The sequence below is a fragment of the Nocardioides sp. Z35_8 genome (assembly GCF_059621125.1).
The window spans coordinates 199874-225004 of record NZ_JCAQIE010000001.1; the positions used below are offsets into that span (position 1 = coordinate 199874).

Sequence of the window (25131 nt, forward strand, 5' to 3'; positions counted from 1 at the left end):
AACCCGTGCGGAGGCGGTGGCGCCCGTTGCGGAGCGGGTCAGGACTCCGAGTCGTCCTCGGCGTCCGGGGCGTCGCCCTCGGGCGGGGACGGCATCTCGCCGTCGGGCGCTCCGGGGCCGCCGAAGCTCGGCCCGCCGCGCTCGTCGTCGCGCTCGTCGTCGCGCTCGCCGAAGTCGCGGTCACCGAAGTAGCGGTCACCGTGCTCGTGATCGCCGAAGTCGCGCTCGTGACCGAAGTGGCGCTCGTCGTCCTCGCGCTCGCCCTGGTAGCCGGGGCCGCCCTGGTAGCCGGGCTCGCCCTGGTCGCCGGGCTCGCCCTGGTAGCCGGGGCCGCCCTGGTAGCCGGGGCCGCCCTGGTCGTGGCGCTCGATCCAGCCCGAGTCGCCGGGGCCGAGGTCGTCGTCGGCCGAGGCGCTCACGGCGACCCCGCCGAGGCCACCGACGATGAGGCCGGCGATCGCGGTCCCGGCGAGCGCACCCGTGCCGAAGCGGCGGCCGCGGCCGCCGTTGGAGGGGCGCATCCCGCGCAGGCGCTCACGCATCCCGCGCTTGCCCTCCGAGCCGGGGACGGGGCTGGGGCCGGGGTCGGCGGGTGCGGTGGTCGTGGGGTCGTGCTGTGCGTTGGTCATGGGCTCGTTCTGGGAGTTGGTCATGGCATCAGGAGTGGGGTCGGTGGGGGAGTCGGTCGTGGGACCGGTCGCGGGACCGGTCGCGGGACCGGCCGTGGGTGCCCCCGGGTCGGGGTGCGGTGTGGGGTCGGGGGCGGCGCCAGCAGGACGCATGGGCTGCGTCTCGTCGGGCTGCCGGCCCAGGTTCTCGTTCGTCATGTGACCAGCGTGCGGCGCACACCTGTGGCGCACCTGTGCCCAGCCCCTGCGGCCGCTCAGAGATCTCGGACCCGGTCGGCCCGTCGACGTCGAGGGCGCCGCGGCGGCTCCGTCCCCGGGGTGGACGCGGCGACAATGGGCCGCACCTGACCAGGAGACCGATCCTGCCGAAGTACCTGCACCTCCAGCACCATCGCGGCGCCCCGGTGGCCGTGACCGACGTCCCGATCGACCAGTGGGCCCCCGAGGAGGTCGACGCCCACATGGCGTTCGTGGACGACTTCGGCAGGCGCCTGGAGGCCGACGGCGAGCTCGTCGACCGCGGCTCAACTCGGCGCGCTGACAGGAAGGACACAGCGGTCCCACAGGAAACGGAGGCACGATGGTCTCGTGCAACAGCTCACCCGACCCGATGGCTCGCCCGTGCGCGTCCTCGTCGTCGACGACGAGGTCAACATCGCCGAGCTCCTCGCGATGGCCCTGCGCTACGAGGGCTGGGACCTGCGGATGGCGCACACCGGCAGCGAGGCGGTGGCCACCGCGCGCGAGTTCCACCCCGACGCCGTGGTGCTCGACATCATGCTCCCCGACTTCGACGGCCTCGAGGTGCTCCGCCGCCTGCGCGCGGACGGCAACGACGTGCCGGTGCTCTTCCTCACCGCCAAGGACGCCGTCGAGGACCGGGTCGCCGGCCTGACCGCCGGCGGCGACGACTACGTCACCAAGCCCTTCTCGCTCGAGGAGGTCGTGGCCCGGCTGCGCGGACTGATCCGCCGCGGCGGCACCGCGGCGCAGGCCGACGCGGGCAACGTGCTGGTGGTCGGCGACCTCACCCTCGACGAGGACAGCCACGAGGTGCACCGCGGCGGCGACGAGATCCACCTGACCGCGACCGAGTTCGAGCTGCTGCGCTTCCTCATGCGCAACCCGCGACGGGTGCTGAGCAAGGCGCAGATCCTCGACCGGGTGTGGCACTACGACTTCGGCGGCCAGGCCAACGTCGTCGAGCTCTACATCTCCTACCTGCGCAAGAAGATCGACGCCGGCCGACCCCCGATGATCCACACGATGCGCGGAGCCGGCTACGTCCTGAAGCCGGCGTCGTGAGGCGCCCGCTCCACCGGCCCGTCACGCTCACCGCGCGGCTGGTCGCGGTGGTGGTGCTGCTCGTCGCGCTGACCGCGGCCGTCATCGGCACCGTGACCACGCTGGCGATGCAGCGCAACCTCGACAGCCAGCTCGACGGCGACGTCCGGGTGGCCCTCGAGCGGACCATCCGCGGCTCGGACGGTCCCGGCCGCGGGCCGGGTCGCGGCGAGGAGGGCTTCGGCCCGGGCCAGCAGTTCGGCTCCATCCAGGCCGTCGTCCCTGACGACGGCACCGCGTCGGGTCTGGTGCTGTCCGAGCAGGACGAGGACAGCTGGGGCGCCGCGACCGCGCTCAGCGACGACCAGCTCGACGTGCTCGCCGACGTCCGTGCCGACGGCGACGGCCCCGAGCTCCGCACCGTCTACGTCCCGGACCTCGGCCGCTACCGCGTCGGCGTCAGGGAGGTCCCGGGCGGCCGGGTGGTCGCCGGGCTCCCCCTCGCCGACGTCGACGACACCGTCGGCGACCTCGTCCGCCTCGAGCTGCTCGCCACCCTCCTCGGCGTGGTGGCCGCCGCGGCGGTGGGGACGGTCGTCGTACGCCGCCAGCTCGCGTCGTTGCGCGAGGTCTCGGCCACCGCCCGCCGGGTCGCCGAGCTGCCGCTGGCGTCCGGGGAGATCGAGATGGCCGAGCGGGTGCCGGCGCGGCTCACCGACGAGCGCACCGAGGTCGGACAGGTCGGCTCGGCGCTCAACGCGATGCTCGACCACGTCGAGGACTCGCTCGACCGGCGCTACCGCAGCGAGCAGCAGGTGCGGCAGTTCGTGGCCGACGCCTCGCACGAGCTGCGCACGCCGCTCGCGACCATCGCCGGCTACACCGAGCTCGCCCGGCGGCGCCCGGAGACGATGCCCGCGGCGCTGACCAAGGTCGAGAACGAGTCGGCGCGGATGACCGCCCTCGTCGAGGACCTGCTCCTGCTCGCCCGGCTCGACGCGGGGCGTCCGCTCCAGCGCGAGCCGGTGGACCTCTCGCGGCTGCTGCTCGAGGCCGTCGACGACGCGCGCGTGGTCGACCCCGAGCACCACTGGCGGCTGTCGCTGCCGGACGCGCCCCTCGTCGTGGAGGGCGACGCCGCCCGCCTGCACCAGGTCATCACCAACCTGCTGACCAACGCCAGCCGCTACACCCCGCCCGGCACGACCGTGACCGTCACCGGGAGCGCGAGCGGCTTCTCCGTCCACGACGACGGCCCGGGCTTCGCGCCGGACCTCGCGCCCCACGCGTTCGAGCGCTTCACCCGCGGGGACGCGGCCCGCAGCCGCGGCGGGGCCGGGCTCGGGCTCTCGCTGGTCGAGGCGATCGTCCGCGCCCACGGCGGCACGGTGGCGCTCGCCAGCCGCCCGGGCGACACCACGATCACCGTGGCGCTCCCGACCGTGCCGGCGTAGACGCCGGTTACGGTGGCGGGGTGAGCCTCAGCACCGTCGCCGACAAGGTCGTCGTCATCACCGGCGCCGGATCCGGGATCGGCCGCGCGCTCGCGCTGCGCTGCGCCCGGGCGGGTGCACTCCTCGCCCTCGCCGACTGGGACGCCGGGCGGCTCGCCGAGACCGTGGGGCTCGTCCGGGAGGCCGGTGCGACCACCGTGTGCCACGACCTCGTCGACGTCTCCGACCGTGCCGCGGTCGCGGCGTGGGCGTCCGCGGTCGTCGAACGGCTCGGGCGGGTCGACCTCGTCGTCAACAACGCCGGCGTGACCGCGACCGGCGACTTCACCGACCTGACCTACGACGACCTCGACTGGATCGTCGGCGTCAACTTCTCCGGGGTGGTCCACGGGTCCAAGGAGTTCCTGCCCCACCTCATCGCGAGCGGCAACGGCGCCCTGGTCAACATCTCCTCGCTCTTCGGCCTCGTCTCCGCCCCCGGGCAGTCGGCCTACAACGCCACCAAGTACGCCGTGCGCGGGCTCACCGAGGCGATCCGCGAGGAGATGCTCATCGCCGGGCACCCCGTCACCGTGACCTGCGTCCACCCCGGCGGCATCCGCACCGGCATCAGCCGCCACGGCCGCAAGGCCGCCGGCCTCGACGGCGCCCGCATCGACGCGCTGTTCGACGACAGGCTCGCGCGGATGTCGCCCGACCGCGCCGCCGAGATCATCCTCGCCGGCGCGCTCGCCGGGAAGCCGCGGGTGCTCGTCGGCCTCGACGCCCACGTCATCCACCACGCCGCCCGGCTCCTCGGCGCGCGCTACCAGGACGTCGTCGCCCGCCTGCACCGTCGAGCTGGCGCATCCTGACCGCTCATCACCGTCGAGCCGGCGCATCCTGACCGCTCATCACCGTCGAGCCGGCTCATCCTGACCGGGAGTCGGCGAGGATGCGCCCACTCGACCCCGTCTATGTGTGAGAACGCGCCCACTCGACCCCGTCTACCTGCGAGGACGCGCCGACTCGACCCGGTAGGCGCGCGAGAACGCGCCCACTCGACCCCGTAGGCGCGCCAGGTCGCGCCCACTCGACCTGATAGGGATGGGCGTATGGAGCCCGGGACCACGATCCGCTGCGAGATGACCAAGTGGGGCGACCGGCCGCACTGGCAGCTGGTCGGCACCTACCTCGGGGCCGACGAGCACGGGGAGTGGCTGGGCTTCCCCGCCGGCACGCACAACCATCGCCCGGGCCACGAGTTCCACGCCGCCGTCGACTCCGTGACGCTCGTGCAGCCCGAGGGGTGGCACCTCGCGACCTTCCAGGCACCGGGGATCTGGTGCGACCTCTACATCGACGTCACCACGCCCCCCGCGTGGGACCGCGACGTGCTCCGAGCGGTCGACCTCGACCTCGACGTCATCCGCCTCCCCGACCCGCTTCCACCCGTGGACAGCGCACCGTGGGCCGTCGCCCCGGCCGGTCCGGGTGAGGTGTTCGTCGACGACGAGGACGAGTTCGCCGAGCACCAGGTGCGCTACGGCTACCCCGCCGACGTGGTTGCCCGCGCGCAGGCCTCGTGCGACGCGCTGGTCGTCGACGTCCGCACCGGCCGCGCACCGTACGACGGCGCGCACCGGCGGTGGCTCGCCGAGCTCAGTCGCCTGACTTCCTCCTGAGCGCGCGCCGCTCTGCGCGCGACAGCGCCCGGAACGGTCCGACGAGCCGCGGCCCGGACAGCCGGCTCTCCAGGCGGCGCGCCTCCCGCTTGAGCGGCTGCGCGACGTACTCGCCCAGGATCACCCCGGACGCCAGCGCGATCGCGACCGAGAGCGCCGTCATCAGCGCCAGGATGCCCCGCGAGATGAAGGGCCCGCCCTCGGCGAGGAAGGTCAGGCCTCGGTAGATCGACAGGCCGGGGAGGAAGGGCACGATCGCCGGCACTGCGACCACCAGCGGGGGGATCCGCACCCGCCCCGCCACCGCGTAGGCGACCAGACCGATGAAGAAGGCGCAGGCCGCGGCGGCTGCCGCGCGCCCGAACCCGGCCGCCGTGACGCCCTGCGATACCGCCGCCGCCCCCGCTGTGATCAGCGCGATCGGCACCACGGCGCGGCGGGGCGCGTACGACGCGACGCTGAACGCCGCCGCCGACACGGCGGCGCCGCCGAGCACCGCGGGCAGGTCGGCCAGCTCGACCTTCCCCGGCACCAGCTGCCCGAGCTCGAGGCCCACGCCCCCGGCGAGCGAGATGCCCATCGCGACGCCGGCGATGATGCCGGCGGTCGCCATCATCGCCTCGATCAGCCGGGCGCTCGAGGTGAGGTAGAAGCCGGTGAGCGCGTCCTGCACGGCGCCCATCAGGCCGATCCCGGCCAGCAGCAGGATGATGTTGGCCGTCACGACCACGGACGGGTCGACCTCGACCGGGCCTGCCGCGACCACTGCGGCGAGGACCGTCGCGATCGCGCCGCCGGCGACCTGTTGGTAGAAGAACGGCAGCCGGCGCCGGGCGAGCACGATCTGCACCCGGTCGATCAGGGCCGCCGCCACCGCGGCGACCACCGCCACGACCGGCCCGCCGCCGAGGAAGATGCCGACCGCGGCGGCCATCACCATCCACGCCAGGGTGACCGCCCAGCGCGGGAAGGCGTGGCCCAGCGAGACGATCGTGGCCATCCGCGAGCGCGCGAGGTAGACGTCGGCCCGGTCGGTGAGGATGTCGCGCACCAGGTGGTCGACGGCGGTGAGGTGCTCGTAGTCGATGACTCGCCGTTGCACGTGGCGCATCATCAGCGTCGGTACGTCGTCGCCCGAGCGCTGGTGGCTCATCGACAGGGCGGTGAAGGTGACGTCGAGCTCGGCCGAGCGCAGACCGAGGTGGTCGGCCACCGAGCGCATCGTCGCCATGACGTCGGCCGCGCCCGCACCCGAGGACAGCAGCATCTCGCCGATCCGCAGGCAGAGGTCGATCGTCAGGTTGTCGAGGGTGCGCTGCTCCGCCGCGGCGCGCGCCGCGTCGTGGTCGGGATCGTGGTCGGGATCGTGCTCGGCGTCGTGGTCGGGGTCGGGGTCCCCCGGCGTGCGCGTGCGTCCGTCCTCGCGGTCCATCCGTCCATGGTGGCAAACCCGGGCCGGCACCGGTCGGAGGGGTGAGCCTCACCGCCGGTCGCCTACCTAGACTCGCCGCATGCGCATCGACTTCCACGCGTCGCCGGAGCCGACGCTCGGGGTGGAGTGGGAGCTCGCGCTGGTCGACCGGGCCAGCCGCGACCTCGTCAGCGTCGCGTCCGAGCTCCACGAGCTCGCCGGCGGCCGGCTCGACCGGCCCGAGCGGCTCCACAAGGAGCTGTTGCGCAACACGATCGAGGTCGTCACCGGCGTCTGCGACACCGTCGAGGAGGCCGTCGCCGACCTCCGCGGGACGCTCGCGGTCGTCGCCCCCGCCGCGGCCGAGCTCGGAGTCGACCTCCTCGGCGCCGGCTCCCACCCCTTCGCCGACTGGTCGCACCAGCAGCTCACCGAGGGCCACCGCTACGCCGAGCTGATCAACCGCACGCAGTGGTGGGGTCGCCAGATGCTGATCTGGGGCGTGCACGTGCACGTCGGGATGCCCGAGCGCGACCGGGTGATGCCGGTGCTGGAGTCGATGCTCACCACCTACCCCCACCTGCTGGCGCTGTCGGCGAGCTCGCCGATCTGGGCGGGCCAGGACACCGGCTACGCGTCCAACCGGGCGCTGATGTTCCAGCAGCTCCCGACCGCCGGCCTGCCGTTCGCGTTCGAGACGTGGGCCGAGTTCGAGAAGTGCATCGCCGACCAGACGACCACCGGGATCATCGACTCGATGTCGGACGTGCGGTGGGACCTGCGACCTGCCCCCCACCTGGGCACGCTCGAGCACCGCGTGTGCGACGGGATGTCCGACCTGCAGGAGCTCGGCGCCCTCACGGCGCTGGTGCACTGCCTCGTCGTCGACCTCGACTCCCGGCTCACCGCCGGCGAAAGGCTGCCGACCCTGCCGCCGTGGCAGGTGCAGGAGAACAAGTGGCGGGCCGCGCGCTACGGCCTCGACGCCATCGTCATCGTCGACGACCACAACCGCGAGCGGCTGGTCACCGAGGACCTCTCCGACCTGCTCGAACGCCTCACCCCCGTCGCCCGACGGCTCGGCTGCGAGGCCGAGCTGCGCGCCGTCGCCGACATCCCCGTCCGCGGTGCGTCCTACCAGCGCCAGCGGGCGGTGGCGCACGAGTCCGGCGGCGACCTCGTCGCGGTGGTCGACGCCCTCGTCGCCGAGCTGGCCCACTCGCTGAAGGCCTGAGCCACCCAGGACCTGATGCCCTTGTGGCACCGGGCGGGGGGCGAGAGGATGCCCGGACCTCCTCGCCCCGCGAGGAGGGGTGGCCGAGACGGAGGAGCAGCACGTGGCGGACGTGATCGACCCGACGGCGACCGGCTTCCTGCTCGCCGAGAACCGCAACATGCTGATGCACGTCGGCGGCCTCCAGCTCTTCGAGAAGCCCGCGGGGGCGGGCCGCGGCTACGTCCGCGAGATGTACGAGAAGATGCGCGACGTCGAGCAGGTCGCGCCGCTGTTCCTCAAGCACCCGCACCGCTCCGCGCGAACGGCGGGTCAGCTGGTGTGGGTGCCCGACCAGCAGTTCGACATCGATCACCACGTCCGGCACAGCGCCCTGCCCAAGCCGGGACGCGTCCGCGAGCTGCTCGACCTGTGCTCACGGCTGCACGGCACCCGCCTGGCCTGGGAGCGGCCGCTGTGGGAGGCGCACGTCATCGAGGGCCTGCACGACGGTCGGGTCGCGATGTACACCAAGACCCACCACTCGCTCGTCGACGGCCTCTCCGCGATGCGGCTGATGGCGAGCGTGCTGTCGACCGACCCCGACGAGCGCGACATGCCGGCGCCGTGGGCGGTGCGGCCGCGCCCGCCGGGCCCAGCGCACGAGGAGCCCGACGGCACCTCCGAGGCGTCGCTGTCGGACCTCACCGCGGCCACGGTGCGCTCCACCCTGGCGATCGCGGCGGAGGCCGCCGGGATGCCCGGAGCGCTGCTCCGCACCCTGACCAGGAGCGTGCGCAACGAGACCTCGGCGCTCTCGCTCCACGCCCCGCGCACCATCCTCAACCAGGGCATCACCGGCTCGCGCCGCTTCGCCGCCCAGGACTGGCCCGTCGAGCGGCTGCGTGCGGTCGGCCGGGCCACCGGCACGACGATCAACGACGTGGTGCTGGCGATGGTCAGCGGCGCGATGCGGACCTACCTGATCGAGCTCGACGCCCTTCCCGACACGACACTGATCTCGATGGTGCCGGTCGCGCTCAGCGCCAAGCAGGCGAAGCTCACGGCGGGCGGCGGCGGCAACGCGGTCGGCTCGGTGATGGTGCAGCTCGGCACCCACCTGCCCGACCCGGCCGACCGTCTCGCGGCGATCCACCGCTCGATGACCGACGGCAAGGCCAGCCTGTCGGCGATGACGCCGACCCAGATCCTCGCGATGAGCGCGATCGGGCAGGCGCCGGCCATCCTCGGGCCGCTCCTGCGGATGCAGGGTGTCGTGCGCCCGCCCTACAACCTCATCGTCAGCAACGTCCCCGGCCCACGCACCACCCACTACTGGAACGGCGCCCGGCTCACCGGCACCTACCCGCTGTCGATCCCGATCAACGGGATGGCGCTCAACATCACCTGCACCTCCTACGACGAGAAGATGTGCTTCGGCCTCACCGGGTGCCGGCGCACGGTCCCCCGCCTGCAGGTGCTCCTGCAGCACCTCGACGAGGAGCTGGCGGCCCTCGAGAAGGCCGCCGGCGTCCAGGTGTGATGCGTGGTTGTGATTCCGGGTGTGATGCCTGGGCGTGATGCCTAGCCGACGACGTCGAGGCCGCCGCCGACCTGCTCGGCGACGGCGGCCAGCCGCGCACGGGTGATGTCGGCGACGGTGTCGAGGCCGGCGAGCCGGGCGTTGGAGCCCTCCCGGGTCGGCTCGGCGGAGTTGATGCTGACGCAGCGACGGGTGCCCCCGTCGGCGGCGTTGGCCAGCGCGACCGCGTGACCGGTGGTGCCGCTGCCGGCGAACGGGTCGAGCACGACGACGTCGTCGGGCAGCGTGGAGAGGATCCGGCGCACGAGGCCGGTGGGCTTGGGCGACTCGAAGACGTGGCCGACCAGCGCCTTGAGCTCGGCGACCGCCGTGTCCGTCGAGCCGATCTCCTCGGCCAGCCAGATCGTGCGCAGCTTCTTGCGGCGCCCACCGTCGCGGTGCAGCCAGTCGCGCTGGAAGATGTCGGCGCGCTCGCCGGCACGGCCGCGGATCACCCGGCACTCCAGGTCGTCGGGACGCTCCTCGACCCGAGGCCTCGACCACCGCCACACCGCCGGCCGACCGTCGCCGAAGACGGGCGTCAGCTCCCTGCTGCCGTCGAACTCCGCCACCGACACCCGCCCGGTCACGGGGTCGCCGTGGAGCGGGTAGTGGAGGGTCGGCGTGCTCACCGGGTTGAACTTCTTGTTGGTGTTGCGCAGCGGGAGGTAGCGGAACCGGCGCCCGTCGGGCGCGGTGAGCGGGAAGTCGGCCTCGTCCACGGCCTCGGCGCTGGTGCCGTCGACCAGGCAGTCGGGCAGGTGGCGGGCGTACGCCAGGACGTACTCGTGGCTGGTCGCGAACCCCCGGCCGAGCTGGCGGCCCTTGGGGTTGAGGTTGACCACGACCTGGGCGAGGAAGTTGGCCTCCCCGAAGATCTCGTCCATCAGCAGCCGCAGATGGGCGACCTCGTTGTCGTCGATGCTGACGAACACCGCGCCGTGCCGGGCCAGCACCTCGCGGACGGCCACGAGGCGCGGATGCATCATCGCCGTCCAGGCCGCGTGGCGTCCTGCGTACGGGTCGGCGTGGGAGTCGTCGCGGAAGCGGTCGGCGTAGGCGAAGTCGTTGCCCGTGTTGTAGGGCGGGTCGGCGTAGACCACGTCGACGGACCCCGCCGGGAGCCGGGGCAGCACGTCGAGGTTGTCACCGACGTGGAGGGTGCACGCGGCGCCGGGACGGGGCGCGGGCTCGACGGGCACGCGCGCCAGCCTAGGCGGTGGCCCGGAGCCCCCGCCGCGCACGACCGACCCGCACATCACAATTGTCCCACCGGCCCCACGACGTCCTTTACTCTGGAACGCGTGCCTTCCTCCTCGCGCCGCTCCCACTCGTCCGCCCGCCGTCCCGCGCCCGCCCGCGCGCGCGCGCTGACGCTCGCCACGGCCGGCGTGCTCGTCGCCGGGCTCGCGCTCAACGTGGGCGCCGGACCGTCGGTGGCCGACGACCGCGACGGCGTCGACGGCCGGGGCCTGACGTCCGGTGCCGCCGACGGCTACCGGGGGCGCAACCAGACCTCCGACGGCAAGCCCGGCATCGTCGTCGGCCCGCCGGTCAACGCCCGCGGGCGAGCCGTCCAGGTGAAGAACGACGTCAGCTACGAGATCGCGCCCGGCGTGGTGCTGCGGGAGTGGGACCAGGTCGACGGGCGCCAGCCGGTCGGGCAGGTGCGGATGAACCTGGTCACCGTCAACCTCGACGCGCCCAACCTGTCCTTCGAGGAGCTCTCCCCCACGTTCGTCACCAGCCGCAAGAAGGTCAGCCAGCTCGGCGGGTGGAACGACGCGCTCGCCGCGGTCAACGGCGACTTCTTCGACATCGGCCGCACCGACGCCCCGCTCGGGGTCTCGATCGACCGCGAGGAGGGCGTCCTCACCGGCTCGCGCGAGGGGTGGATCCCCGGGGTCAACTCGTCCCTGTGGTTCGACGACTCCGGGCCGCACGTCAGCCCGCTGAGCCTGGAGTACACGATCCGTCAGCGCCGCGCCTGGACGGTCAGCGGCATCAACCACCCGAGCATCCCGCCGGGCCAGATCGGCGTGTTCACCTCCGCCTGGAACCGCACCGAGGGCTACCAGGTCACCTCGGGCAAGAAGCGGGCGCGCGAGGTGGTCCTGCGCAACAACCGGGTCATCTCCAACCGGCCCAAGCTCTCCAGCGGCCGCAAGATCCACCGCAAGGAGCGCGTGCTGATCGGCACCGGCAGTGCCGCCGGCAAGCTGAAGAACCTCAAGCGCGGCAAGAAGATCACCCTGTCGCAGCGCATCGTCGGCGGCCGGCCGACCGTCGCGATCAGCGGTGACCGCCCCCTGCTCGTCAACGGCGTGCGCACGGTCGTCAACAACACGATCGCCCACCCCCGCACGGCGGTCGGCATCGACGCCGACGGCCGCCGGCTGCTGATCCTCGTGGTCGACGGGCGCTCCGCGGTGAGCCGCGGCTACACGATGGTCGAGCTCGCCGACATCATGACCGCGCTCGGCGCGGAGAACGCCATCAACCTGGACGGCGGCGGCTCCTCGGCCATGTACAGCCGCACCGGCAGTGGAGCGTTCGGGATCGTCAACGAGCCCTCCGACGGCTCAGAGCGGCTCGTGCCCAACGGGTTCGGCGTGGTCTACCACGGCGACCTGCCGCCGGTCGTGCCGATCCTGCCGCCGCCGACCGTGACGCCGACCCCCACGCCGACCCCCACGCCGACCCCCACCGTCACGCCGCCCCCCACGACGCCGCCGGTCACCCCGCCCACCCCCTGACGCCGGCGCAGTGCCGGCGTCCGGTGTCCGCCCCGCTTCGGGGGCTCAGGCGTCGGGGGCTGCGAACAGCACGACGTAGGTGACCGGGGCCAAGCACTGGACGGTGCTCTTCGGCAGGGCCGGCACGACCTGGAAGCCGGCCTCGCCCGCGTCGATGGCGACGCTGCGTGGCGGCTCGCACCCGGTCGACACCACCGCCCCGTAGGGCGTCGCGTCGGGCGAGCGGTCGCGGAGGTCGGCCGCGACGGCCGCCACCTGGTCCGGCAGGCCCGCAGCGAGGTCGGCGACGAAGTCGGCGACGGCCCGGTCGGTGTCGAGCGCGAACGCCATCGTCGAGGGCGACCCTCCGCCCTCCGTCGCGCCGATGACGACGGCCTCGGTGACCCCGGCGGACCCCACGACGTCGATGGGCTCGGCGCCGGCCGGCACGTAGGGCGACTCCGACGGGGGCTCGGACGGTGACTCCGACGGCGACTCCGACGGGGACGTCGTGGGCTCGGACGGGCTGGGGGTGCTCGAGGCGCCGGCCGGGTCGGTCGCGGTCTCGTCGTCGGACCCGCAGGCGGCGAGCGACGCCGAGAGGGCCAGGGCGGCGAGGAGGGCGGAGGCGGACCGGGTGCGGGCGCCCGAGCGACGCGGTGAGGTTGTCATGGTCCTCCGACGATATCGACGCGGGTCCCGCTCCCCCGGCAGGCTCGCACGCGGGACGCCGCGTCGACGCCGTGGCGCCTGCACTGGCAGGCTTGGCGCCATGAGTGGCCCCGAGACCCAGGCCGAGCCGGTACGCGAGGCCGTGCGCGCCTACGCCGCCCGACAGCCGCAGCTGGCCGCGGCGACCGCCGGGTGGGTGACGCTGATCCGCACCCTGCTCGACGACGCGGGCATCGACTACCTGAGCGTCACCGGGCGGACCAAGAGCGTCGCGTCGTTCGCGGCCAAGGCCAACCGGGCGCTGGACGGCCGGCTGGTCTATCCCGACCCGCTGGAGCAGGTGACCGACCAGATCGGCGTCCGGGTGATCACCTACGTCCACAGCGACGTCGCGGCCGTCGCGGAGCTGCTCGACGACGAGCTCACCATCCTCGACGACCGCGACCTGGGCGAGGAGACCGCGCGCGCGGGCCGCTTCGGCTACGCCAGCCGGCACCTCCTCGTGCGCACCGACGCGGCCGAGGAGCACCCCGAGCTCGTCGGCGAGCGCGCCAGTGTCCAGGTGCGCACGGTGCTCCAGCACGCGTGGGCCGAGTTCGAGCACGACATCCGCTACAAGGGCAACGTGCCCGAGGACGCCGCCGCCGACCTCGACCGCCGCTTCACGCTGGCCGCCGGCCTGATCGAGCTGGCCGACCGCGAGTTCGCGACGATCCGCGAGCGGATCCAGGCGGCCGCGCCCGGCAGCACCGCCGAGGCCGACGCCGACCACATCGTCGGCCAGGAGCTCGCGACCTTCCTCGCCGGGCACTACAGCGACGCCGGCTGGTCGCACACCGACCACTACGACTGGATCGCCGGCCTGCTCGCCGAGCTCGGCATCGACAGTGTCGACGACCTCGACGACCTGCTCACGTCCGTCGACGCCGACGCGGTGATCCGCCGGATGGGCTACCGCTACCCCGCCGGCGCGGTGCGCCGCCTCGACGACGCGCTGCTCGCGATCTTCGGCGAGCAGTACGTCACCCTCGAGGGCAACAGCCACCGCGTGCCGCTGCTGCGCGCCCGGCTGGAGAAGCTCACCACCCCCGAGGGCTGAGCGGGCAGCGACCAGCCGGAGCCGTCAGCTGAAGTAGGTGGCGTAGATCTCGTCGTAGGTGCCGTCCTCGCGGAGCTCGGCGAGCGTGCGGTTGATCGTGCGCAGCAGCGGGATGTTGCCGTCCTTCTTCACCGCCATGCCGTACTGCTCGCCCGTCTCGAACTCGCGGGCGAGCTTGAGCCTGCGGTTGGAGGTGACGAACTGTCCGGACACCGTGTTGTCGAGCATCGCCGCGTCGAGCGAGCCCGCTGCGAGCGCCGCCTCGAGGCCGGCCGCGTCGTCGAAGGTGACGATCTGGGTGGAGTCCGGGGCGAAGTCCTTGAGGTAGGTCTCGCCGGTGGTCTCCTTCTGCGCGCCGACCTGCATGCCGGCGAGCTCGGGGAGCGAGTCGAGCCCGGAGCCGCGCGGCGTGATGAGTGCCTGCTTGGCGTCGAAGTAGGGGCTGGAGAAGTCGAGCACGCGGGCGCGCTCGCCGGTGATCGTCATCGCCGAGATGGCGAGGTCGCACACGTCGTTGTTGAGCGAGGTGCCCGAGGTGATGTCGTCGAACGACACGTCGATCACGTCGAGCTCGGCGTCGAGCTCGTCGGCGACCTTGCGGACCAGGTCGATGTCGAAGCCGGTGGGCTTGCCGTCCTTCTCGTACTCGAAGGGCGCGTAGGGCATGTCGCTGCAGACGGTGAGCGCGCCGCTGAAGACCAGCGACACGTCGCTCAGCGCGTCGGCCTCGTCGGCGTTGGCGCTGCCGCCGCAGGCACTCAGGGTGGCCATCAGGGCCACCGACGACAGGGCGGCGAGCGCGGTGCGGGCGGGGCCGGCGCGTCGAGGGGTGCGGGTCATGGTGCGGGTCATGCTGCGGGTCATGGCGTCAGTTCGCATTCACGGTGAGCGACTCGCGCAGTCGCATGAGGGCGTATTCGGTGATCTTCACGAGCGCGCCCTTGGCCTGCTCGCGGTCGCGGGCGTCGAGGCTGATGATCGGCACGTCCGCGGGCAGGGCCAGCGCCGCGGCGATCTCCTCGGTGGGGTAGCGCGGGACGCCGTCGAACTCGTTGACGGCCACGATGAACGGGATGCCCTTGGACTCGAAGTAGTCGAGCGGGGAGAACGACTCGTCGAGGCGAGCCACGTCGACCAGCACGATCGCGCCGATCGCGCCGCGGCACAGGTCGTCCCACATGAACCAGAAGCGGCGCTGCCCCGGCGTGCCGAACAGGTAGAGGACGAGGTCCTCGGCCAGGGTCAGGCGGCCGAAGTCCATCGCGACGGTCGTGGTGGCCTTGGTGGGCACCGCGGCGAGGTCGTCGACGCCCTCCGACTCGTTGGTGACGAGTGCCTCGGTGCGCAGCGGGTCGATCTCCGAGACCGCGCCGACGAGCGTCGACTTGCCGACCCCGAAGCCGCCGGCGATGACGATCTTCGTCGACGCAGCCGCCCGCTGTGCCTTAGTAGTTTCGAAGTCCACGGAGGGTCCTTTCGATGAGCTCGAGACGCTCATCTGTCGACGTGCTGTCGGTGATGGTGGCCTGGATGCGGACCAGGCCCTGCTCGATCAGGTCGCCCAGCAGCACCCGGGTGACGCCGATCGGCATCTTGGTCAGAGCCGACACCTCGGCCACGGAGCGCCGGTCGCAGACCTCGAGGACCTGCGCAGCCGACGGTGACAGCACCGGGGCCTCCACCCCTGCCTGCAGGCGGAGCGTGGCCTCCATGGCCAGCTCGACCTTGGCGGCCGTCCTGCCTGCGGTGAGGGTGTAGGACCGGATCAACCGGGGGCGGTAGCCCTCGGCGTCCGGGTCGTCTGGAGGCGTCACGGCACGAGCCCGCTCAGCCGCCCGTACCGACGCGGGCCTGGGCCTCGACGGTACGTCCCACGCGGTCCACCAGCAGGGCCATCTCGTAGCCCACCTGGCCGATGTCGGCCTGCTCGGTCGTCAGCACGGTGAGGTTGGACCCGTCGCCGACGCTCATCAGCATCAGGAAGCCCATCTCCATCTCGACGATGGTCTGCATCACCGACCCGCCCTCGAAGAGCCGGGCCGCGCCCACCGCAAGGCTGGCGAGGCCCGACGAGACGGCCGCGACCTGCTCGGCGCGCTCGCCCGGGATGCTGGTGCTGGAGGCCATCAGGAGACCGTCGGCGGACACGAGGATCGCGTGCGCCGCGTCGGGCACGTCGTCGACGAATCGCGACATCACCCAGTCGAGGTCTCGGTCGTCACCAGCCGTGCTGGCGGCGGGGGCAGCGGAGGTGTCGTGAGTCATGAGGGTCCTGCTTCCGTGTGCTGGGTGGAACTCTGGGCTGCGCGTCGCCCGCGGGAGACTCCCGCGGTGTGTGCCTGGAGGCGCCGGCGGATCGCTTCGGGGTCGCGCGTCTTGGCGGCCGTGGGAGGCGTCACGCTTCCGGGGACGAGGCGCTCGCCGGGTGCGCGTCGCGGAAGGCCGGCGGGTGTCGACTCGGCGACCGGAGCCGGCTCGGTGACCTGCTCGGCGAGCTCCCAGCCGCGGTCGACCTCGGTCTGGTGCCACTCGCCCTCGCCGTCACCGGCCAGCCAGCCCGAGCGCATCGACTTGAAGATGGGCGACTCGCCGCCGGATCGGGCCGGCTCGGCGCCGCGGGTCGGCAGGCCGAGGCCGCCGCCGGTCGGGTGGCCGTCGGCGGTGTGGCCGTCGGCTCGGTGCCCGTTGGCGCGGTGGTCGGCGCCCTCGGTGAGGAGCGCGGCCGCGTCGTAGGGCGCCACCGGCTCGGGCTCCGGCTCCGCGACCGGCTGCCGCCGGGCGGGCGTGCCCAGGCCGAGCGGGTCGTCCGCGTCGACCTCCACCTCGCGGTGGTGCTCGACCAGAGCAGCGGGTGCCGGGTCGGCCGAGTAGGGCTCGGCGGGGGTGGGCTCGGCCGCGAACGGCTCTGCGGCGAACGGGTCGGCCGAGTACGGCTCGACGGGGGCAGGGTCGGCCGCGAACGGCTCGGCGGCGGACGGCCCAGGGTCGGACCGCTCGGGGGCGAACGGGTCGTCGAACGCGCCGGCGGGGAGCGGGTCGGACAGCGGGTCGTGCGCCCGGGGCTGCTCGACCGGTTGCTCGCCCGCGATGTCGGCGGAGGTCTCGTCCTGCGCGGAGGTGTCCGCGGAGGACGCCGCCGGCGCCTCGAAGTGCGCCGCCTGCTCGGCCTGCGCCCGCTGGCGCGAGGCGAGGGCGGTGATCGGGACGACGCGCGCGACACGCTCGGCGCGCTCGGCGGGGGAGCTCCCGGCGGCGGCCGCGTCGGGCTTCACGCCGGAGGGCTCGGGACGCTTGCCGAAGAGCGGTCCGGTGGCGCCCGAGGTCTCAGGCGGCGTGAACGCGTCCGCGCCGGTGAGCGGCATGTTGGCGCCGGGGGCGCGGCGCGGGAGCAGGGTGCCGAGCGGCGGTCGGTCGGGGGTCGGCTCGGACGAGGCGGACGCAGCCGGGGCGGACGCAGCCGGGGCGGGGGTGGGAGCAGGCGCTGGGCTGGCAGCGGGGGCGGCAGCGGGAGTGGGCGCCGGGGTGGCAGCGGCGTCGGTCCCAGCGGACGTCGTACCCGTCGCGACGGGCTCCAGGTCGGCCTCGGCCCTGGCGGCCCTGGCTGCGGCCTTGGCCTCGGCGGCGGCGGCGCGCTCGGCGGCCTTGGCCTCGGCCTTCTCAGCGCGGGCCCGGTTGCGCGCCTCGCGCTTGGACAGGACCGGGGCGTCGCCGGCCGCGGCGCCGACGAGGTCGGCGCCGACCCTCGGCGAGGGGGCGGTGCTGCTCGCCTCGGCCGTGGGCGCCGGGGCGCCCGCCGGTGCCAGGTCGGGCAGGATCGACAGCGGGAGGTGGACGGTGGCCGTCATGCCGCCGCCCGGGTTGCGGGCCAGGTGGGTCCGGATGCCGTGACGCTCGGCGAGGCGGGACACCACGAACAGGCCCATGCGGCGGGCGGTGTCGGGGGTGGCCTCGGCGCCGTGCTGCAGGTCGTTGTTGAGCTGCTCGAGCTCGGCGGGCGGCACGCCCAGGCCGGCGTCGGTGATCGTGATGCTCACCCCGTCGGGGCTCTCCTTGGCGGCCAGCCTGACGGGCTCTGCCGGAGGCGAGAAGCTCAGCGCGTTGTCGACCAGCTCGGTGAGGAGGTGGACGACGTCGGCGGCGGCCTCGTCGCCCACGCGGGTGCCGAGGTTGGAGAGGATCTGCACGCGCTGGTAGTCCTGCACGCCGGAGGTCGCCGCCTGCAGCGCCTCGCCGACGGTCAGGCTGAACTGCCCGGCGGCCCGGTTGGGGGCGTCCGCCAGGATCAGCAGCGAGTCGGCCGTGCGCCGCATCCGCGAGGCGAGGTGGTCGAGTCGGAACAGCGACTCGAGGCGCTTGGGGTCCTCCTCGTCGTGCTCGAGGCGCTCGATCTGCGCGAGCTGCTGGTTGACCAGGGAGGTCGAGCGGCGCGAGAGCGTGACGAACATGGCGTTGACGGTCTGGCGGAGCTGGGCCTCGCCGGACGCGAGGTGGATGGCCTGGCGGTGGAGGTCGTCGACCGCCCGGGCGACCTGGCCGACCTCCTCGTCGGTGTGGACGTCGATGGGCCGGATCGGCTCGGGCTCCTGGCCGGCGCGGATGCGGGAGACGGCGTCGGGAAGGCGGTGGCGGGCCACGGCCAGCGCACCGTCGCGGACCCTGCCGATCGGGTCGAGGAGGCTGTGGGCGATGAAGAACGCGAGCGCGATCGCCGCGGCGAGGGCCAGGAGGGTGAGCACGGCGCCGACGAACGCGTTGCGCTGCGCGGCTCCGGCCGCGTCGTCGAGGGTCGCGGTGACCCCGCTGACGAGGCTCTCGGTGATCGCGTCGTAGGGGGCGTACGCGTCACGGCCGTCGAGGTCGGTGGCGGCGTCGTCGCGGATCTGGCCGGCGTGGCGGGTGTTCTGCGTGCGGAGGAGGGCGGTCTGGTCCTTCACGCCCTCCACCGACCCGGCGAGACGGTCGATGGCCGCGGCCTCGACGCCGATCTCGGAGAAGAGCTCCTGCGAGCTCGACTGGGACAACGTGGTCGCGAGCAGGCCCTGCTGCAGCGCGAGGGACAGCCGCCCGCTCATCGCCTGCGAGAGCTGCTCGAGGCGCGGCTCGGGCGTCTCCTGCGCGGCGTTCACGCTGGTGATGAGCTGCGAGACGCTGGACTCGAGCTGCCGGACGAGCGCGATCCAGGTGGCCGGGCCGAGCGTCTCGGCACCCTCGCCGCGCATCGCCTGGCTGAGGTCGAGCAGGGCGTTGACGTGGGCGGCCTGCAGCTCGTCGAGGTCGGCCTCGTCACGGGCGCGCACCAGCGCCTCGGCGTTCTCGGAGATGTCGCTGATGGAGTCGATCAGGTCGCCCTGGCTGGCAGCGCTGTCGGACTGTGCGGCCACCATCGCGGTCTCGGACGCGGTGAGGTAGTCGATCGCGGGCTGGATGACGGTCACCTGCTGCGCGCTGCGCGCAGCCTGACGCGAGTCGCCGTAGTCGCCGGTGACCCGCAGGCCGCTGAGCAGGGCCGCGAGCAGCAGCGGGATCGCGAGGGCCAGGGCCATCTTCCGGCCGAGCGGCCAACCGGCGACCGAGTGGCCCACACCCTTCCGGGTCTGGGCTGCGTCCTGAGTCATGTGTGCCTCGCCTGTGTGAGCCCTACGTCGAAGTCGAGAACGCACCGGCATGACCGGCGCAGGCTCAACCTAAGGAGTTCGGCGACATTCCGTGGCGTTTTCGCAGAACCAGGGTCGCGGGGGTGTATGGGAGCCGTGAGAGGCACGGCCCGTCCACCGTCGACCGGGATCGCGAGACGCACCGTGGTGGAGCCTCACCGACCCGGTCGACGCGTCCGAGATGCACCGCGACGACCGGCCAGATCCTCGCCCAGCGGCAGGAGAACCGCAACCCTTTCCTCACCCGTCAACGGCGGGCGCCCGCGGCCCGGTGCGGCGATCCCGTCCGCGGCGTGGGGCGCGTCAGCCGCCGGAGCCGTGGTTGTGGGGCGGGACGACCGGGCCCTCCGAGGGCTGGACGACGACGAAGCCCGGGCCCTGGAAGGCGTACTGGAACGCCTCGCCCGTGCCGCCGCGCACCAGTGAGCGCACGTTCATCGAGCTGACGACCTGCGGGACCAGGCTGGCGGACCAGCACACCGCGGCGTTGACGTCGACGTAGGTCGGGGACTGCGAGCAGTCGAGGATCAGCGGCTGCCCGTCGCTGGTCAGCGCGACGGTGCCCGCACCCTGGATGAGCGTGTTGAACATCCCGCCACTCATCATCCCGGCACCCTTGACGCGATGGACGTCGTAGTCGAGCGTGGCGTCCATCGCGAGCAGCGAGGTGCCGTTGACCGAGAGCCCGTCGCCCTCCAGGTGCACCAGGAAGATGTCCTTGGCGCTGTCGGCGAAGAACACCTCGCCCTGTCCCGACACTGTCATCAGCGGCGTGTCCTCGGTCGTCACCAGCCGGCGCATCATCTTGCCGAGCGACCCGGCCGACTTGTGCTCGAAGGTCACCTGCCCCTGGTAGGCGACCATCGAGCCCTTGGCGGCCAGCACCGGCTCGCCCAGCACCGCCCGCAGCGTCTTGCGGTGGTGCAGGCTGAAGCGCTCCGTGGTCGCGTTCTCCTGGTTGGTCTGGTCGAAGAGCTCGCTGCGCATCGTTCCCCCGGCGTTCGAGATGGTGGTCGGCGGCCGCTCCCGGTCGCCTCGCGAGGCACCCTACCGACAGCCGCGGCGAGGCCCCGGCACATCCGACCGAGCTCCGCGGCGCCGCCCCACCTCTCAGGAGCGGACGTGCATCCGCTCGCCCTGCGGCCCGAAGATCGCGAGCACCTCAGCCGGCGTCGGGCCGGGGTTGCCGATCCAGTGGGGCGTACGGGTGTCGAACTCCACCACCTCGCCGGGCTCGAGCAGCATGTCGCGGGTGCCGAGCACCAGGCGCACCCGGCCGCTGAGGACGTAGAGCCACTCGTAGCCCTCGTGGGTCTGCAGGGTCGGGCGGGGGTCGCGCTCGACCGGCAACACCATCTTGAACGACTGCAGCCCGCCGGGTCGGCGGGTGAGTGAGATGAATGTGCGGCCGTGGCGCACGACGGGCTTCGAGCGGATGCGCGGGTCACCGGTCTCGGGCGCGTCCACCAGCTCGTCGAGCGCGACGCGGTGGGCGCGCGCGAGCGGCAGCAGCAGCTCGAGGGTGGGCTTGCGCTGGCCCGACTCGAGCCGCGACAGCGTGCTCACCGAGATGCCGGTCTCCTCCGCGAGGTCGCTCAGGGTCGCCTCGCGCTCGAGCCGCAGCTGGCGCAGCCGGGTGCCCACGCCCCGCAGCACCTCCTCGTCGCTCACGACGCCACTTTGCCACTTCGGCAAGGATGTTTGTCAATCAGACACGGCGAGCGCATGCTCGCAGCATGAGCGAGAACGAGACGTACGACGTGGTGGTCGTCGGCGGCGGCGCCGCCGGCCTGAGCGGCGCGATGGCGCTGGGCCGGTCGAGGCGGTCCGTCCTGGTCGTCGACGCGGGCGAGCCGCGCAACGCCACCGCCGCCCACGCCCACAACTACCTGGGGCGCGAGGGCGTCGCGCCACTGGAGCTGCTCGAGGACGGCCGCGCCGAGGTCGCGGCCTACGGCGTCGAGGTGCTCGCCGACCGCGTGGTCGGCGTGTCCGGCGAGGCCGACGCCTTCCTGGTCACCACCGAGGGCGGACGGCGCTACGGCGCCCGCCGGGTGCTGGTCACGGGAGGGACGCTCGACGAGCTCCCCGACGTGCCCGGACTGGCGCAGCGGTGGGGCCGCGACGTGCTGCACTGCCCCTACTGCCACGGCTGGGAGGTCCGCGACCGGCCGCTGGCGATCCTCGCGACCTCGCCGATGGCCGGCCACCAGGCCCTGCTGTTCCGCCAGCTCTCCGACGACGTCGTCGTGGTCGTGCACGACGGCGTCGAGCTGCCGGACGACGAGCTCGAGCGGCTGGGTGCGATCGGCGTGCGGGTCGAGCACGGCACGCCGCAGGAGGTCGTCACCGACGGCGATCGGCTCGTCGGGCTGCGCCTGGCCGACGGCTCGGTGCTCGAGCGGGAGGCGATCGTGGTGGCGGTGCGCCCGCACGTGCGCGCCGACCACCTCGCCCCGCTCGGCATCGAGCCGCAGCCCGTCGAGATGGGCGGCGCCGTCATCGGGTCCGTGATCGCCGTGGAGCCCACCGGCGCCACCACGGTTCCCGGCGTCTTCGCCGCCGGCAACGCCACCGACGTCTCGGTGACGCTGATAGCCTCGGCGGCCCACGGCACCCGCGTCGGCGCATGGATCAACGGCGAGCTCGCGGCCGCCGATGCGGCTCGCGCCGTCGAGGCGCAGCGGGCCGAGATGTTCGAGCGGCCGGCGTGGGAGGGCCGCTACTCGGGCGAGCGCGTGTGGAGCGGCCGGGTCAACGCCCAGCTGGCGGCCGAGGCCGCGTCGCTGACGCCGGGCCGGGCGCTCGACGTCGGGTGCGGCGAGGGCGGCGACGCCGTCTGGCTGGCCGAGCAGGGGTGGGACGTCACCGCGGTCGACTTCGCAGACGCCGCACTGGCCCGCACCTCCGAGCACGCCCAGCAGGCCGGCGTCGGCGAGCGGATCGGCACCCGCCGCGTCGACGTACGCACCTTCGACCCGGCCGGCGAGACGTGGGACCTGGTGTCCTCGCAGTTCATGCACCTGCCCGACGGCGCGATGCCCGAGCTCGTACGACGCCTCGCCGCCGCCGTCGCGCCGGGCGGCACGCTGCTGGTCGTCGGGCACCACCCCGGCGACCTGGCCACCGGCATGAGGCACGGGCACCGCTCGTTCCTCTTCACCCCCGAGTCGCTGCTGCCGGGCCTTCCGGACGGCTTCGTGGTCGAGACGTGCGAGACCCGCACCCGCACCCAGGCACACCCCGAGTCGGGCGAGCAGATGACGGTGCGCGACTCCGTGCTCCGCGCGCGACGGGTCGGCTGAGCGGCCCCGCCGTGGTCAGGCCAGGTCGAGCCTCGCCAGCACCATCGCGGCGAGCCGGTCGACCGGCAGCGCGGGGTCGACGTCCATCCCGTGCTCGTCGGGCTGCAGCGGCTCGAGGGTGTCGAGCTGCGACTCCAGCAGGCTCGGCGGCATGAAGTGGTCACGGGCGTTCATCCGCTCGAGCAGCATGTGCTTGTTGCCGGTGCAGTGCACGAAGAAGGTGCCCTCGCCGCCGCGCCGCAGCACGTCGCGGTAGGCCCGGCGCAGTGCGCTGCAGGCGATGATCGTCGGCTCGCCGCGGGCGTCGCGCTCGGCGGTCCACGCCGCCAGCGACTCCAGCCATCCCCAGCGGTCGGCGTCGGCCAGCGCGATCCCCTCACGCATCTTGGCGACGTTCTCCGGGGGGTGGAAGTCGTCGCCCTCGGCGAACTCCCAGCCCAGTCGCTCCTGCACCGCCCGGCCGATCGTCGACTTCCCGGACCCGGAGACGCCCATGAAGACGAGGTGGAGGGGCGGCTGGTCGGCGGCCGTCATCCGAGGGCCCAGATGCCGAGGGCGAGCACGAAGATGCTCACGCCGAGCGTGGTCTCGAGCACCGTCCACGTCTTCAGCGTGGTCCGCACGTCCATCCCGAAGAAGCGGCCGACCAGCCAGAAGCCCGAGTCGTTGACGTGGGACAGGACGGTGGCGCCCGCGGCGATCGCCAGCACGAGTGCCACGAGCTGCAGCGACGACGGGTCGGCGTCGGCGACGCCGGCCGAGATCAGCCCCGCGGTCGTGGTCAGGGCGACCGTGGCCGAGCCCTGGGCGACACGCAGGATGGTGGCGATCACGAACGCCGACACGATCAGCGGCAGCCCGATGTCGGCGAGCGAGTCCGACAGCGCCTCGCCGATGCCGCTGTAGCGCAGCACGCCGCCGAACATCCCGCCCGCGCCGGTGATGAGGATGATCGCGCAGATCGGGCCGAGCGACTCGTTGAGCAGGTGCTCGGTCTCGCCGCGCGAGTAGCGGCGCACGGCCAGGGTGTAGGTGGCGACGAGAAGCGCGATGAGCAGCGCCACCGGGGTCTGCCCGATGAAGATCAGCGCGTCGACGAACGCACCGTCCTCCGCGATCGAGCCGTTGGTGCGCAGCGTGGTGAGGATCGTGTTGGCGGCGATGAGGAGCACCGGCAGCAGCAGGATGCCGAGCACGTGCGCGAAGCCGGGTGGGTTGGCGGTGTCGGCCTCGCGGCCGCCGGTGAGCACCGAGTCGTCGATCGGGACGTCCACCTTGCCGAGCCAAGCGGTGGTCACGACGTAGACGCCGACGATCCAGGCGACGACCGCCACCACGACACCGACCAGCAGGGTCAGACCGATGCTGGCGTCGATCTCGGTGGCAGCGGTGACCGGGCCCGGGTGGGGCGGCACGATCGCGTGCATCGCGGCGAACGCTCCCGCGGCCGGGAGGGCGTACATCAGCACCGAGCCGCCGAACCGCTTCGCGACCGAGAAGATGATCGGGAGGAACACCACGAGCCCGGCGTCGAAGAAGATCGGCATGCCGAACAACAGGGCGGCGACGCCCAGGGCGAGCGGGGCGCGCTTCTCCCCGAAGCGACTGACCAACGTGTCGGCCAGCACCTGCGCGCCACCCGTCACCTCGAGGATCCGCCCGATCATCACGCCCAGCCCGACGAGCAGGGCGACGTTGCCGAGCGTGCTGCCGAAGGCGGCGATCGATATCGCCGGCACGTCCGCCAGGGGCACGCCGGCCGCGACCGCGGTGCCCAGGCTGACCAGCACCAGCGCCACGAAGGCGTGCATGCGCAGGACGATGATCAGGAGCAGGAGCACGGCGACGGCGAGGGCGGCGATCGTCAGCAGCGTGCCCGCGCCGTAGGCAGGGGTCATGGTGTCCACGTGGTCCTCCGAGGTGGGCGGTGGGCGGTGGGTCGGTCCAGAGTAGGACCTCGGGCGGGCCGTGGGCAGGCTCGCTGTTGGGCAAGGGTGCGTCACGGTTCCGTCTAGGTGTCGTCAAGTGGGGTGTAACCGGGGGGACCGGGTGGGTAACGACCCGCAATGATCATCTCGGGCCACCTGCACCACCACCACCGTCCCAAGCCGTCGGCCGACTCCTCGCGCCTGGCCGCCCGCGTCGCCGAGATCGACGCGCGACGACGCGACGCAGAGCTCAGCGTCGACAGGCTCGTCGTGGCGTGGCAGGGCGGTGCGGCCCTCCACCGGGGCTCGCACTGGGACCGGTGGGACACCGCCGCGCACGACACCATCGACGCCCTGGGGGCCCTCCTCGGCGCCCTCGACCTCGCTCGCCGAGAGCTCGCCGACATCGACCGTGGGCCCGTGGTGCCGCGCCAGGCCGACCGGCGCGTCGGTCACTGACGGCTCACTCGAGGGCGTGCTCGACCAGCTCGACGCCGCCCC

23 protein-coding genes are annotated in these 25131 nt (G+C 73.3%); 10 read left to right on the plus strand and 13 right to left on the minus strand.

What is annotated here, in order from left to right:
* Positions 1 to 38: 38 nt before the first annotated feature.
* Positions 39 to 827 carry a hypothetical protein gene (locus tag AC54T2_RS00935; RefSeq protein ID WP_496665274.1) on the minus strand — a complete coding sequence of 263 codons (789 nt, stop codon included), beginning with the start codon at positions 825 to 827 and terminating at the stop codon, positions 39 to 41.
* A 390-nt stretch (positions 828 to 1217) separates the two neighbouring features.
* Between AC54T2_RS00935 and AC54T2_RS00940 the strand changes: the two genes are divergently transcribed.
* The 4 genes from AC54T2_RS00940 to AC54T2_RS00955 all read left to right on the plus strand — a co-directional run bounded on the left by AC54T2_RS00940 (position 1218) and on the right by AC54T2_RS00955 (position 5031).
* The gene (locus AC54T2_RS00940) at positions 1218 to 1934 is read left to right on the plus strand and encodes a response regulator transcription factor (RefSeq protein ID WP_277395300.1); all 717 of its coding nucleotides are present in this window, start codon (positions 1218 to 1220) and stop codon (positions 1932 to 1934) included.
* Positions 1931 to 3367 (plus strand): sensor histidine kinase, encoded by a 1437-nt coding sequence (locus AC54T2_RS00945; protein ID WP_241005209.1) that lies wholly within the window; start codon positions 1931 to 1933, stop codon positions 3365 to 3367. Before AC54T2_RS00940 ends, AC54T2_RS00945 begins: the two co-directional genes overlap by 4 nt.
* 20 nt (positions 3368 to 3387) lie before the next feature.
* The gene (locus tag AC54T2_RS00950) at positions 3388 to 4221 is read left to right on the plus strand and encodes an SDR family NAD(P)-dependent oxidoreductase (protein ID WP_496665275.1); all 834 of its coding nucleotides are present in this window, start codon (positions 3388 to 3390) and stop codon (positions 4219 to 4221) included.
* A 240-nt stretch (positions 4222 to 4461) separates the two neighbouring features.
* On the plus strand, positions 4462 to 5031 hold the full coding sequence (locus AC54T2_RS00955) for a DUF402 domain-containing protein (protein WP_496665276.1): 570 nt from the start codon (positions 4462 to 4464) through the stop codon (positions 5029 to 5031).
* Here the strand turns inward: AC54T2_RS00955 and AC54T2_RS00960 are convergent.
* On the minus strand, positions 5009 to 6463 hold the full coding sequence (locus tag AC54T2_RS00960) for a threonine/serine exporter family protein (RefSeq protein WP_186339094.1): 1455 nt from the start codon (positions 6461 to 6463) through the stop codon (positions 5009 to 5011). The genes AC54T2_RS00955 and AC54T2_RS00960 overlap by 23 nt on opposite strands.
* 79 nt (positions 6464 to 6542) lie before the next feature.
* Between AC54T2_RS00960 and AC54T2_RS00965 the strand changes: the two genes are divergently transcribed.
* Together AC54T2_RS00965 and AC54T2_RS00970 are read left to right on the plus strand one after the other, a co-directional pair.
* Entirely contained in the window at positions 6543 to 7676 is a 1134-nt protein-coding gene (locus AC54T2_RS00965; protein ID WP_186339095.1) for a glutamate--cysteine ligase, read from the plus strand.
* A gap of 103 nt (positions 7677 to 7779) precedes the next feature.
* A complete protein-coding gene (locus AC54T2_RS00970; RefSeq protein WP_186339096.1) occupies positions 7780 to 9198 on the plus strand; it encodes a WS/DGAT/MGAT family O-acyltransferase in 1419 nt (472 codons plus the stop codon).
* A 41-nt stretch (positions 9199 to 9239) separates the two neighbouring features.
* Here the strand turns inward: AC54T2_RS00970 and AC54T2_RS00975 are convergent, their stop codons facing one another.
* Entirely contained in the window at positions 9240 to 10439 is a 1200-nt protein-coding gene (locus tag AC54T2_RS00975; RefSeq protein WP_496665277.1) for a site-specific DNA-methyltransferase, read from the minus strand.
* Positions 10440 to 10541: 102 nt separating this feature from the next.
* Here AC54T2_RS00975 and AC54T2_RS00980 point away from each other — a divergent pair, with 102 nt between their 5' ends.
* A complete protein-coding gene (locus AC54T2_RS00980) occupies positions 10542 to 11993 on the plus strand; it encodes a phosphodiester glycosidase family protein (RefSeq protein ID WP_496665278.1) in 1452 nt (483 codons plus the stop codon).
* A 45-nt stretch (positions 11994 to 12038) separates the two neighbouring features.
* Here the strand turns inward: AC54T2_RS00980 and AC54T2_RS00985 are convergent, their stop codons facing one another.
* On the minus strand, positions 12039 to 12644 hold the full coding sequence (locus tag AC54T2_RS00985) for a hypothetical protein (RefSeq protein ID WP_186339098.1): 606 nt from the start codon (positions 12642 to 12644) through the stop codon (positions 12039 to 12041).
* 100 nt (positions 12645 to 12744) lie between these two features.
* Between AC54T2_RS00985 and AC54T2_RS00990 the strand changes: the two genes are divergently transcribed.
* On the plus strand, positions 12745 to 13743 hold the full coding sequence (locus AC54T2_RS00990; RefSeq protein WP_277395301.1) for a GTP pyrophosphokinase: 999 nt from the start codon (positions 12745 to 12747) through the stop codon (positions 13741 to 13743).
* A gap of 24 nt (positions 13744 to 13767) precedes the next feature.
* On the opposite strand, the gene AC54T2_RS00995 is transcribed toward AC54T2_RS00990, so the two are convergent.
* The 7 genes from AC54T2_RS00995 to AC54T2_RS01025 all read right to left on the minus strand — a co-directional run bounded on the left by AC54T2_RS00995 (position 13768) and on the right by AC54T2_RS01025 (position 21068).
* Positions 13768 to 14607 (minus strand): ABC transporter substrate-binding protein, encoded by an 840-nt coding sequence (locus AC54T2_RS00995; RefSeq protein WP_496665279.1) that lies wholly within the window; start codon positions 14605 to 14607, stop codon positions 13768 to 13770.
* A 4-nt stretch (positions 14608 to 14611) separates the two neighbouring features.
* Entirely contained in the window at positions 14612 to 15208 is a 597-nt protein-coding gene (locus tag AC54T2_RS01000; RefSeq protein ID WP_241005211.1) for a GTP-binding protein, read from the minus strand.
* Positions 15189 to 15557, minus strand: coding sequence for a DUF742 domain-containing protein (locus AC54T2_RS01005; protein WP_186339101.1), 369 nt, complete (start codon positions 15555 to 15557; stop codon positions 15189 to 15191). Before AC54T2_RS01005 ends, AC54T2_RS01000 begins: the two co-directional genes overlap by 20 nt.
* A 13-nt stretch (positions 15558 to 15570) precedes the next feature.
* Positions 15571 to 16008 (minus strand): roadblock/LC7 domain-containing protein, encoded by a 438-nt coding sequence (locus AC54T2_RS01010; RefSeq protein WP_186339102.1) that lies wholly within the window; start codon positions 16006 to 16008, stop codon positions 15571 to 15573.
* The gene (locus AC54T2_RS01015; RefSeq protein ID WP_496665280.1) at positions 16005 to 19358 is read right to left on the minus strand and encodes an ATP-binding protein; all 3354 of its coding nucleotides are present in this window, start codon (positions 19356 to 19358) and stop codon (positions 16005 to 16007) included. Before AC54T2_RS01015 ends, AC54T2_RS01010 begins: the two co-directional genes overlap by 4 nt.
* A 342-nt stretch (positions 19359 to 19700) precedes the next feature.
* Positions 19701 to 20384, minus strand: coding sequence for an AIM24 family protein (locus AC54T2_RS01020; protein WP_186339104.1), 684 nt, complete (start codon positions 20382 to 20384; stop codon positions 19701 to 19703).
* 123 nt (positions 20385 to 20507) lie between these two features.
* Positions 20508 to 21068: a cupin domain-containing protein gene (locus AC54T2_RS01025; protein ID WP_489975131.1), complete on the minus strand. Its 561-nt coding sequence runs from the start codon at positions 21066 to 21068 to the stop codon at positions 20508 to 20510.
* A 65-nt stretch (positions 21069 to 21133) separates the two neighbouring features.
* Here AC54T2_RS01025 and AC54T2_RS01030 point away from each other — a divergent pair, with 65 nt between their 5' ends.
* Positions 21134 to 22702: an FAD-dependent oxidoreductase gene (locus AC54T2_RS01030; protein WP_496665281.1), complete on the plus strand. Its 1569-nt coding sequence runs from the start codon at positions 21134 to 21136 to the stop codon at positions 22700 to 22702.
* A gap of 15 nt (positions 22703 to 22717) precedes the next feature.
* On the opposite strand, the gene AC54T2_RS01035 is transcribed toward AC54T2_RS01030, so the two are convergent.
* Positions 22718 to 23236, minus strand: coding sequence for a gluconokinase (locus tag AC54T2_RS01035; protein WP_496665282.1), 519 nt, complete (start codon positions 23234 to 23236; stop codon positions 22718 to 22720).
* Complete coding sequence (locus AC54T2_RS01040) at positions 23233 to 24600, minus strand: GntP family permease (RefSeq protein WP_496666246.1); 1368 nt, start codon at positions 24598 to 24600, stop codon at positions 23233 to 23235. Before AC54T2_RS01040 ends, AC54T2_RS01035 begins: the two co-directional genes overlap by 4 nt.
* 168 nt (positions 24601 to 24768) lie before the next feature.
* Between AC54T2_RS01040 and AC54T2_RS01045 the strand changes: the two genes are divergently transcribed.
* Positions 24769 to 25089, plus strand: coding sequence for a hypothetical protein (locus tag AC54T2_RS01045; RefSeq protein ID WP_186339109.1), 321 nt, complete (start codon positions 24769 to 24771; stop codon positions 25087 to 25089).
* The last annotated feature ends 42 nt before the right edge of the window (positions 25090 to 25131 follow it).